The following is a 10872-nucleotide window of genomic DNA, read 5'->3' on the forward strand; positions in this document are numbered from 1 at the left end:
CCGCTGAGATCAGCGGCGCCCGGCCGCTCGCCTGCCGGTGGTCACGGCATGGTGTATCCGCCGCTGACGGAGATCATCTGGCCCGTGACCTGGCGGGCGGCGGTCGGGGAGGCGAACCACAGCACCGCGCGCGCGACGTCTTCGGCTGTGGTGAGTTGGCGCATCGGGGTGTCCTTGAGCATGAAGTCGATCTGCTTGGGGTTGAACACCTCGTCCTGGCCGACCGCCCAGAGGCTGGCGGCCCCGACCGCCTCGGGGCCCTGCGGCATCACCAGGCCCGGACAGACGATGTTCGACCTGATTCCGTGGCGGCCGTGTTCACGCGCCGTGGTGCGCGCGAAGGCGACCATGGCCGCTTTCGACGCGCCGTAGATGCCTTGGCGGATCTGGCCGAAGGCGGCGTCGCTGGAGATGAAGACGATCGAACCGCCTCCGGCATCCTTCATGGCCGCGATGGCGGCCTGGGTGGCGGCCACGGCGCTGAAGAAGTTGATCTCGATGGTGCGCTGCCATTTTTGCCGGTCGGTATCGCTGGCGACGAAGCCGGGCACACTCCACCCGGCATTGTTGACCAGGACGTCGACGCCGCCCCATTGCGAGATCGCCGCTTCGACGGTGCGTTCGGCGGCACCGTCGACTGTCAGGTCTTCGATGGCGAGTTCTACTTCGGCGGCACCGCGTTCCAGCGCTTCGGCCCGGACCTTGTCGGCCTGCGGGGCGTCGATGTCGTTGAGCACGATGCGTGCACCTTCGGCGGCGAATTCATGCACGATGCCGCGCCCGATGTTGGACGCGCCTCCGGTGATGACGACGCGAGCCCCCGACAGTCCCAGATCCATGTCGATCCCTTCTCGGTGGCCCCATGGTTGAAACCGTCCGACCAATTGATTTAACCTAGATTAGAAATTTTGGTTAGATTTGTCTATGCCTCGTGCGATGGGAGATTCCGGGTGGAAAGACTGCTCCAGGACAAGGTCGCCGTGGTGACCGGTGCCGCGCAGGGTATCGGGTTGGAGATCGGGCGAACGTTGTACGAGCACGGTGCCCGGGTGGTGTTCGCCGACCTCGACGAGACCGCGGCCGCGCGGGCGGCCGCCGAGGTGGCGGGACCTGCCGGCGACTGCCGCGGCCTCGCCTGCGATGTCACCTCCGAGGATGCCGTGCGCGACCTGGTGTCCGGCACGGTCGACCACTATGGCCGACTCGACATCTTCGTCAACAACGCCGGGATAACCCGTGATGCCTCGCTGAAGAAGATGCAGGTGTCCGACTTCGACGCCGTCATCACCGTGCACCTGCGCGGAACCTGGCTCGGTATCCGGGAAGCCTCGGCGGTGATGCGCGAACAGAAGTCCGGCAGCATCGTCAACATCTCCTCGCTGTCCGGGAAATCGGGAAATCCCGGACAGACCAACTACAGCGCCGCGAAGGCGGGCATCGTCGGTCTGACCAAAGCCGCGGCGAAGGAGGTTGCCCACCACAACGTGCGGGTCAACGCCATCCAACCCGGGCTCATCCGTACGCCCATGACCGCGGCCATGCCGCCGGAGGTGTTCGCCCAGCGCGAGGCCGACGTCCCGATGAAGCGGGCTGGTGAACCCGGTGAGGTGGCCGGGGCGGTGGTCTTCCTCGGCTCGGGCCTGTCCAGCTACATCACCGGCACGGTCATCGAGGTCGGCGGCGGGAGATACATGTGAACGCATACGGTGCTGCCGAAGTAGACGATCCCGGAGTCAACGATGCCGAGGTGCTCGTCGAGGTCCGCGAGCACATCGGCTGGATCACGCTGAACCGCCCCGACCGGATGAACGCCGTCAACGTGGCCTTGGCGCGGGCGCTGGGCGCCGCATTGACCGGTCTGGGGCAGCGCACGGACGTGCATGCCGTGATCATTCGTGGCTCGGGTGGAAATTTCTGCGCCGGAGGCGATTTCGACGAGGTGCAGCGGCTTCGGGCAGACGGGCCCGAAGCGTTGCGCACGCTGTTCACCACGTTCAAGGAGGCCTGCGATGTCATCGCCGGACTGCCGGTCCCGGTGGTGGCCGCGGTGGACGGTGTCGCGATGGCCGGCGGATTCGAACTGATGCAGGCCGCCGATATCGTGCTGGTCTGCGAGCAGGCGCGGATTGCGGACAACCACGTCAACTTCGGCATGATCCCCGGCGGGGGCAGCACCGCACGGCTGCCGCGCATCCTCGGTCGCCAGCAGGCCCTGGGATTGCTGCTCTCCGGTGACAAGTTCAGCGGGATCGAAGCGGTGCGGATCGGGCTCGCCTACCGGGCATTCGCACCCGAGGTGTTCCACGATTCGGTGCAGGCCTTCGCCGCCCGGCTCGCGGGCCGGGACCGCTCGGCCCTGACCGCCATCAAGGAACTCGTCGTGGCGGGGTTGGACACCGATCTCGCCACCGCCAATCGCCACGAAACCGATGCCGTCGTCGCACGACTGAGCGGATCGGCCGGACAGGCCGGTGTGTCGGCGTTCAAGAACAGGGAGACCACATGAGCGAGACCAATACTGCCCCGGTGTTGCGGGAGGTGGGCGCCGACGGTGTCGCCCGGCTACAACTCAACAGCCCGCACATCGCCAATGGCCTGAACGTCGACACACTCAAGGCACTGCACGCCGAGGTGCTGGCCTGCCATGCCGATCCGGCCGTCAAGGTGGTGCTGCTCTCGGGTGCGGGACGCAACTTCTGCGCCGGTGGTGACGTGCACACCTTCGAGTCCAAGGGGGAGGCGCTGCCGGATTACCTGCGCGAGGCGACGGCCTGGTTGCAGCTGGCCACCGCCGCCCTGTTCCAACTCCGGGTACCGGTGGTCACCGCGGTACAGGGATTCGCCGCCGGAGGCGGCGGCCTCGGGCTGGTGTGCGCATCCGATATCGTCGTCGCCGCTCGCTCGGCGAAGTTCTTCTCCGGTGCGGTGCGGGTCGGTATGGCCCCCGACGGCGGTTCGTCGGTGACGCTGGCCCAACTGGTCGGGTTGCGCCAGGCCCTGCGCATCCTGTTGACCAATCCGACGCTGAGCGCCCAGGAAGCCGCCGATATCGGTCTGATCACCGAGGTGGTTGCCGACGACGAGTTGGTCGCCCGCACCGATGCGATCGCCGCCGAGCTGGCCGCGATGCCCACCCTCGCGCTCTCTGCCACCAAGCGCCTCGTGTGGTCGGGGGTGGGCGCCTCCATCGAGGAGCGTCTGCCCGAGGAATCACGCACCGTGTCCGAGTTGTCAGGGACCGCGGACGCTCTCGAGGGGCTACGCGCCGTGATCGAGCGCCGCACACCGAAGTTCGTCGGACGATGAACGTCCTCGTCGAAGACGACGGCGCCGTGCGCGTCCTGACCCTCAACAGGCCCGAGGTGCGCAACGCCATCGACATTCCGTTGCGCCTGGAGCTCGCCGACGCGCTGGAGGCCGCCGATGCCGACCCGCAGGTGCGGGTGATCGTGTTGACCGGTGCGGGCAGCACGTTCTGCTCCGGCGGTGATATCTCCACGATGAAGCTCATGTCCGAGACCGAGGCCATGGAGCGGGCTCAGATGGCCCAGCGTGTCATCCGGGCGATCTGGAACACCCCCAAACCCGTCATCGCCGCGGTGGAGGGTGCCGCCTTCGGTGCCGGTGCGGCGCTGGCGGCCGCCTGCGACCGGGTGATCGCCGCCCGCGATGCGCGATTTGCCACCACCTTCACCAATGTCGGGTTGGCCGGTGACATGGGCGCCTATGCCTCGCTACCGCGCCGGGTCGGTGTCGCCCGCACCCGCCAGATGCTGCTGATGCCGGAGCCGGTGACCGCGGAGACCGCCCAGCTCTGGGGTTTGGTCGATGCCCTCACCGATCCCGGCGCGACGCTGGCCGTAGCGCGCGCAGACGCGCAACGGTTGGCCGCCGGTCCCGCGCAGGCCTACGGCGTGATCAAGGAACTGCTGGCCGTCGCGCCCACGCTGCCGCCTGTCGAGGTCCTCGACCATGAGGCCGCACACCAGGCAAGGCTTTTCGGCAGTGCGGATTTCGCAGAAGGTATCGCCGCGTTCGCACAGAAGCGACGCCCATCGTTCGGATCTCGGCAAGGAGCCCACCAATGACACCTCCCACGACATCTGTCGTCGACGCCGGCGCGGGGACAGCCAGCCGGTACGAGCGCCTGATCCGGCCGGAGAAGGTGCACGGCAGCCTCTACACCGATCCGTCGATCTTCGCCGAGGAGTTGGAGAAGATCTGGTATCGGACATGGGTTTTCATCGGTCATGAGAGCGAAGTGGCACAGCCCAACGACTATGTGCGCAAGAAGCTCGGTCCGCAGGATGTCATCATGACCCGAGACCGTGATGGCCAGATCCATCTGCTGCTCAACCGGTGTGCGCACCGTGGAAACCAGGTGTGTGACGATGCCAAGGGCAACTCGAGCACCTTCCGGTGCCCGTACCACGGCTGGACCTTCCGCAATGACGGCGATCTGATCGGATTTCCGTTCTTCAAGGGCTACGGTGGCCGCAAGCTCGACCTGGCCATGGGGCGGGTCCCCCGGGTGGACTCCTATGGTGGCTTCGTCTTCGGCAGCTTCGCGCCCGACGGCCCGTCCCTGGCCGAACACCTCGGAGCCGCCGCGGGTGAGATCGACCGGCTGACCCGGTTGTCTCCACAGGGCCGCGTCGAGCTGACCGCCGGCTGGCTGCAGCACAAGGCGCGTGCCAATTGGAAGTTGCTCGCCGAGAACGAAACCGACGGCTATCACCCGCAGTTCGTGCACGGGTCCATCTTCGGGGTGACCGGCAGCACCATCGGTCCGCTCTACAGCGATTCGTCGACCGCGGTGACCCGCGATCTGGGCAACGGGCACAGTGAGAACGACCTGCGTCCGGAGTTCCGCAAGTATGCCCAGCCCATGCGGTGGTTCGGCACCACCGAGGCACGGGTGCCCGACTACGTCGCGGCGATGCGGGCCACCCACGGTGCGGATGCCGAACGGATCCTGATCGAGGGTGCGCCGCACGTGATGATCTTTCCGAACCTGTTCATCGCCGAGATCCAGGTGTTCAACATCCAGCCCGTCTCCGTCGACGAATGTGTCCAGTACGCCACCGCGGTCCAGTTGGCCGGCGCACCGGAACTGAACCGGCGCATGGTGTCCCAGTGCATCGGATCTGTCGGACCGGCAGGCATGCTGCTGGCCGACGATACCGAGATGTACGAACGCAATCAGGAGGGCATCGCGGCGCTGAGTCCGGAGTGGCTCGACGTCCGGCGGGGAATGAACCGGGAGCGGGTCGACGAGAACGGCTTCACCATCGGCACCAACACCGACGAAACCGGTATGCGCGGTTTCTGGTCGCATTACAAGACGTTGATGGAGAGGAACTAGCCGTGACGACGTCCGTGAATCCGGGCAAGGACCTGCTGGCGGTGCCCGACGGCTTCGACCGTGTCGAGGTCGAGCAGTTCATCTACCGCGAGGCCCGGCACGCCGACGAAAACGACTACGACGCGTGGGAAGCCCTGTGGACCGACGACGCGCTGTACTGGGTGCCCGCCGATACCGTGGCCAGCGACCCGTCCCGGCAGATGTCGATCATTTTCGACAATCGCAGCCGGATCTCGACCCGGCTCAAGCAGGTTCGCACCGGGCGCCGCTATGCCCAGGCGCCACCGTCGCATCTGCGTCGCCTGATCTCCAACATCGAACTGCTCGGTGGCCGGGCCAATGCGCACGGCGGTGTCGATCTCGAGGTCGGTGCCAACTTCCTGGTCGTGGAGTCCCGGCCGCGCGGTAATCACATCTGGGGCGGCCGGACCACCTATCGGCTGCGCCGTGACGGCGCGGAACTGAAGTTGTCCTACAAGCTGGTCCAGCTCGTCGACGCCGACAAGCCGATCCCCACCCTGAGCTTTCTGATCTGAGGAACAGCATGAGTATTGAGTTCGATCCGACGGCACCCGTGCACGTCGAGGGTGCCGGTGCGGTGGTCGGAAGCGAGTTCGCACAGGTCGCGGTCAGTATCGACGGCACCGCCAACTCGCCGCGGCTGCGGGTGCAGGACCTGCGCACCGGCCGGGTGCGTTTCCTGGATGCCCTGGAACTGGAGACCATCGTCTGGTTGCCCGACGAGCGGCTCAACAGCCTGCTGGATCCGTCCGCCGACCGTTGGCGCGGTGACCAGTGAGGCGCGCCGCCATCGTCGCCCCGGTGCGGACCCCGGTCGGCACCTTCGGGGGGAGTCTGCGCCCGATGCGAGCCGAAGACCTTGCTGCACAGGTGATCAAGGCCGTCGTGGAACGCAGTGCGATCGATCCCGAACGCATCGAGGATGTCGTGTTCGCGCAGTCCTATGCCAACTCCGAGGCGCCGTGTATCGGCCGGTGGGCGGCGTTGCACGCCGGCCTTCCGATCGGGGTGTCCGGCCTGCAGATCGACCGGCGCTGTGGCGGTGGGCTGCAGGCTGTCATCACCGCCGCGATGACGGTGCAGACCGGTGCCGCGGACGTGGTGCTCGCCGGTGGGGTCGAATCGATGAGCAATATCGAGCACTACACCACGTCGGCACGCTGGGGATCGCGCGCAGGCAACCAGATGCTCTACGACCGTCTCGACCGCGGTCGTGAACGTTCGCAGCCGGAATGGCGATTCGGCGCCATCAGCGGGATGATCGAGACCGCGGAGAACCTCGCCACGGATTACCGGATCACCCGCGAGCAGGCCGACGCGTTTGCCGCCCGCAGCCATCAGCGCGCCGCCGCGGCCCACAAGGACGGGTTGTTCGACGCGGAGACGGTCGCGATCGAGGTGCCTGCCCGCCGCGGTGAACCGCAGCTGTTCGCCGCGGACGAGGGCATCCGATCCGATACCACGGTCGAAACCCTCGCCCGGCTGCGCACCATCACCCCCGGTGGCACCGTCACCGCAGGCAATTCCAGTCAGCAGAACGATGCCGCCGCGGCCTGTCTGGTCGTCGCCGAGGACCGGCTCGACGAACTCGGGCTGCAGCCGCTGGGATATCTGCGTGGCTGGGCCGCCGTGGGGTGTGAGCCCTCCCGGATGGGGATCGGGCCGGTAGGCGCCACCGAGAAGCTGTTCGCCAGGACGGGTCTGTCATTCGACGATCTGGCCTTGATCGAGATCAACGAGGCCTTCGCCGTGCAGGTGCTCGCGGTGCTGGCCGGGTGGGGCGTGAGCCCGGCCGATGTCGAGGATCGCTTGAACGTCAACGGTTCCGGGATATCGCTCGGTCATCCGATCGGAGCCACCGGGGTCCGGATCATGACCACGATGCTGCATGAACTGGGCAGGCGCGGGGGAGGGCTCGGGTTGGAGACGATGTGTATCGGTGGCGGCCAGGGCCTGGCAGCGGTGTTCGAGGGTGTCTCGTGACGATCGGGCTGTGCGGGTACGCGAGCTATCTTCCGCACCATCGGCTGGCGGGTTCGGCCATCGGACTGCGCCGTGGTGACCGCGTCGTGGCGTCCTACGACGAGGATTCGACGACCATGGCCGTCGCCGCGGCCGCTCGGGCGTTGCCCTCCGACGTCGTGCCGGACGCGCTGTACCTGGCCACCAGCACCCCCGCCTACGCCGACAAGACCAACGCCACCGCCGTCCATGCGGCACTGGGCCTTCCCGTCGAGGTGTTCACCGCCGACATGTGCGGGACCGCGCGCAGCGCGATGGCCGGTCTGCGCGCGGCAGCCCGTGAGGGCGGCCTGGTGGTCGCCGCCGACGTCCGGGTGGGCAGGCCGGGCTCGGCCGACGAGAAGTCCGGCGGAGACGGTGCCGCGGCCCTGTGGTTCGGTGCGGACGACCCGATTGCCGAGGTGTTGGCGATCCGTTCGAGCACGGCGGAGTTCCTGGATCGGTGGCGCAGCCCCGACGAGGCCACCGGTCAGCTTTGGGAGGAGCGGTTCGGCGCCGAGTTCTACGCCGAGTTGATCCGCGATACCGCGGGTGCGGCCCTGGCAGCCTCGGGATGTGCCGATGTCGACCACGTGGTCCTCACCTGCCCGAACACCGCGGTCCTCAAGCGGGCAGCCACGCTGGTCAAGGGCCAGAAGTCGGTGTCGAGTTCGCCGATCGGTCACAGTGGTGCCGCCGACCCGTTCATCGCCCTGGCCGGGATACTCGACATCGCGGAGGCGGGGGACACCATCATGGTCGTCTCCGCCGCCGACGGCTGTGATGTCGTGGTGTTCGCGGCCACCGCCGCACTCGGCCGGCACCGCCAGTCGCGACCGCTGAGTGCGCAGCGCGCGGCCGGTTCGGCCGTCGAGTACCTGACCTACCTGTCGTGGCGCGGTCTGGTCGAACGGGAGGCGCCGCGTCGGCCGGAACCGGATCGCCCGGCGGCACCGCCCGCCGGGCGGGCTCGGCAATGGAAGTTCGGACTCGTCGGATCATGCTGCAAAGAATGCGGTTTCGTTCACCTTCCGCCGCAGCGGGTGTGCCGGCAGTGTCAGGCCACCGACGAGATGGCCGAGGTGGCCGTCCGTGATCTGGCCGGGACCGTGGTGACCTACACGGTGGACCGGCTGGCGTTCTCGCCGTCGCCTCCGATGGTGCAGGCCGTCATCGACATCGACGGCGGCGGACGCTGCACGCTGGAGGTCGCCGATGCGCGTCCCGATGAGTTGGCCGTCGGCACGCGGGTGCGGTTCACCTTCCGCAGGCTGTTCACCGCCGGTGGAGTACACGATTACTTCTGGAAGGCGGTGCAGGTCGATGCCCAGTAACGGGATCTCCGGCAAGGTTGCGGTGGTGGCCATGGGCTGCAGCAGCTTCGGTGAGCGCTGGGACTGTTCCACCGAGGATCTGATCCTGGAGGCCTACCAGGAATGCCTGGCGGGTCTGCCCGGCGTGGCGCGCGAGGATGTGGACGCCTACTGGCTCGGCACGTTGAGTTCCGGCCTCGGAGGGCTGACGCTGAGTCGGGCGATCGGCAGTGACGACAAGCCCGTGACCAGGGTGGAGAACTTCTGTGCCACCGGCTCGGAGGCCTTTCGCAACGCCGCCTACGCCGTCGCCGCGGGTGCCTACGACATCGTGATGGCGGTGGGCGTCGAAAAGCTCAAGGATTCGGGATATTCCGGGCTCCTGCGCCAAGATCCCCCCGGTGACGGCACGGCGCCGGAGATCTCGATGACGGCCCCGGCGGCCTTTTCGTTGCTCGATCCCGCCTATTGCGATCGCTACGGTGTGCATCCCGACGAGATGCGTGCCGCGATGACCCACGTAGCCTGGAAGAACCACGACAACGGTACGCGTAATCCCAAGGCACAGTTCCGGTCTCCGGTTGCGCGCGAGACCATCGAGAATGCGCCGAAGGTGGCGGGCCGGCTCGGCGTGTTCGATTGCTCGGGCGTATCCGATGGTGCCGCGTGTGCGCTGTTGGTGCCTGCGGATCGCGCGCACGAATTCACCGACCGGCCGATGTACATCGAGGGGTTGTCCCTGGTGGCGGGATCGGTGCGGGGCTATGTGGATCCGGCCTATGACTACACCACATTTCCCGAGGTGGTGAAGGCGGCCAAGGACGCCTATGCGCAAGCCGGTATCGACCGACCTGCGCAGCAGTTGTCGCTGGCCGAGGTGCACGACTGCTTCACCCCGACCGAGCTGGTGTTGATGGAGGATCTCGGCTTCTCGGAGACCGGTCACGCGTGGAAGGACGCGCTGGGTGGTGATTTCGACGCCGACGGCCGATTGCCGGTCAACCCCGATGGTGGGCTGAAGTCGTTCGGGCATCCGGTGGGCGCCAGTGGACTACGCATGCTCTACGAGGCGTGGCTGCAGTTCCGCGGTGAGGCGGGCCGGCGCCAACTCGACGATCCGCACACCGCCCTGACCCATAATCTGGGGGGCCGACCCGGCGGTTGTGTGTCGTTCGTGTCCATCGTGTCGGACCAGCCCGGGCGCCACCGGAGCTGATCGCGGCGACCTCGGTGCCTGTGGCACCTTGACCCTCGGTCAATTTTTAACGTAGATTCGAGAAAATCAAACATACTGGAGGAGTTCACGTGTCGGGTGTTGAAGACAAGGTTGTCGTCGTCACGGGTGCCGGTGGCGGATTGGGGCGTTCCTATGCCCGATTCCTGGCCGCCAACGGCGCGCTGGTGGTGGTCAACGACCTCGGCGGCGCCCGCGACGGCTCCGGCGCCGGCACCGCGGCCGCCGACAGCGTGGTCTCCGAGATTCGCGACGCCGGTGGTCGTGCGGTGGCCAACTACGACTCGGTCGCCGACGAGCAGGGTGCCGCGGCCATCATCGAGACGGCGTTGAACGAGTTCGGAGCCGTGCACGGCGTGATCAGCAACGCAGGCATCCTGCGTGACGGCGCGTTCCACAAGATGTCCGGTGAAAGCTGGGATGCGGTCCAAAAGGTGCATCTCTACGGTGGATTCAACGTCATCCGGGCCGCCTGGCCGCATTTCCGCGAGCAACAGTTCGGCCGCATCGTGGTGGCGACCTCGACCAGTGGCCTGTACGGGAACTTCGGTCAGGCCAACTACGGTGCTGCCAAGGCCGGCCTGGTCGGACTCATCAACACGCTGGCCATCGAGGGCGCCAAATACTCGATCACGGCCAACGCGATCGGACCGTTGGCCGCCACCCGGATGACCGAGGACATTGCGCCACAGGAGCTTCTGGACAAGCTGAATCCCGAGTTGGTGGCTCCCGCGGTCGGCTACCTGGTTTCGCAGGAGAACACCGATACCGGTTCGGTGTTCGTGGTCGGCGGCGGCCTGGTGCAGCGGGTGGCGCAGTTCCAGAATCCCGGAGTCACCTTCTCCACACCGCCCAGCCTGGCCGAGATCGCCGCACAGTGGTCGCAGATCAGCGATATGTCCCAGGCCACGCTCGGTAGCAACCCCGTCTGATCGACA

The 10872-nt window shown here is 67.1% G+C and carries 12 protein-coding genes; 11 read left to right on the forward strand and 1 reads right to left on the reverse strand.

Annotated features, from left to right (window positions below):
• Positions 1-41: 41 nt before the first annotated feature.
• Positions 42-839, reverse strand: a complete 798-nt coding sequence (locus IC40_RS0120895) for an SDR family NAD(P)-dependent oxidoreductase (protein WP_030136626.1) — start codon at positions 837-839, stop codon at positions 42-44.
• A gap of 111 nt (positions 840-950) precedes the next feature.
• On the opposite strand from IC40_RS0120895, the gene fabG reads away from it, so the two are divergent.
• From fabG to IC40_RS0120950, 11 genes are all read left to right on the forward strand, one after another.
• Complete coding sequence (fabG, locus tag IC40_RS0120900) at positions 951-1697, forward strand: 3-oxoacyl-ACP reductase FabG (RefSeq protein ID WP_030136627.1); 747 nt, start codon at positions 951-953, stop codon at positions 1695-1697.
• Between the two features lie 50 nt (positions 1698-1747).
• Complete coding sequence (locus IC40_RS0120905; protein ID WP_030136628.1) at positions 1748-2506, forward strand: enoyl-CoA hydratase/isomerase family protein; 759 nt, start codon at positions 1748-1750, stop codon at positions 2504-2506.
• Positions 2503-3306 carry an enoyl-CoA hydratase/isomerase family protein gene (locus tag IC40_RS0120910; RefSeq protein ID WP_030136629.1) on the forward strand — a complete coding sequence of 268 codons (804 nt, stop codon included), beginning with the start codon at positions 2503-2505 and terminating at the stop codon, positions 3304-3306. Before IC40_RS0120905 ends, IC40_RS0120910 begins: the two co-directional genes overlap by 4 nt.
• On the forward strand, positions 3303-4088 hold the full coding sequence (locus IC40_RS0120915) for an enoyl-CoA hydratase/isomerase family protein (protein ID WP_030136630.1): 786 nt from the start codon (positions 3303-3305) through the stop codon (positions 4086-4088). The genes IC40_RS0120910 and IC40_RS0120915 overlap by 4 nt, the downstream gene beginning before the upstream one ends.
• A complete protein-coding gene (locus IC40_RS0120920) occupies positions 4085-5365 on the forward strand; it encodes an aromatic ring-hydroxylating oxygenase subunit alpha (RefSeq protein WP_030136631.1) in 1281 nt (426 codons plus the stop codon). The genes IC40_RS0120915 and IC40_RS0120920 overlap by 4 nt, the downstream gene beginning before the upstream one ends.
• 14 nt (positions 5366-5379) lie before the next feature.
• On the forward strand, positions 5380-5901 hold the full coding sequence (locus IC40_RS0120925; protein WP_030136632.1) for an aromatic-ring-hydroxylating dioxygenase subunit beta: 522 nt from the start codon (positions 5380-5382) through the stop codon (positions 5899-5901).
• An 8-nt stretch (positions 5902-5909) separates the two neighbouring features.
• Positions 5910-6164, forward strand: coding sequence for a hypothetical protein (locus IC40_RS26650; protein ID WP_036470512.1), 255 nt, complete (start codon positions 5910-5912; stop codon positions 6162-6164).
• Entirely contained in the window at positions 6161-7369 is a 1209-nt protein-coding gene (locus tag IC40_RS0120935) for an acetyl-CoA C-acetyltransferase (RefSeq protein WP_030136634.1), read from the forward strand. The genes IC40_RS26650 and IC40_RS0120935 overlap by 4 nt, the downstream gene beginning before the upstream one ends.
• Positions 7366-8721, forward strand: coding sequence for an OB-fold domain-containing protein (locus IC40_RS0120940; protein WP_030136635.1), 1356 nt, complete (start codon positions 7366-7368; stop codon positions 8719-8721). The genes IC40_RS0120935 and IC40_RS0120940 overlap by 4 nt, the downstream gene beginning before the upstream one ends.
• Complete coding sequence (locus IC40_RS0120945; protein ID WP_030136636.1) at positions 8711-9916, forward strand: acetyl-CoA acetyltransferase; 1206 nt, start codon at positions 8711-8713, stop codon at positions 9914-9916. The genes IC40_RS0120940 and IC40_RS0120945 overlap by 11 nt, the downstream gene beginning before the upstream one ends.
• A gap of 89 nt (positions 9917-10005) precedes the next feature.
• Positions 10006-10866: an SDR family NAD(P)-dependent oxidoreductase gene (locus IC40_RS0120950; protein WP_030136637.1), complete on the forward strand. Its 861-nt coding sequence runs from the start codon at positions 10006-10008 to the stop codon at positions 10864-10866.
• Positions 10867-10872: the final 6 nt, after the last annotated feature.

It is taken from the genome of Mycolicibacterium neoaurum ATCC 25795, from assembly GCF_000691525.1.
GTDB classification, from domain to species: domain Bacteria; phylum Actinomycetota; class Actinomycetes; order Mycobacteriales; family Mycobacteriaceae; genus Mycobacterium; species Mycobacterium neoaurum.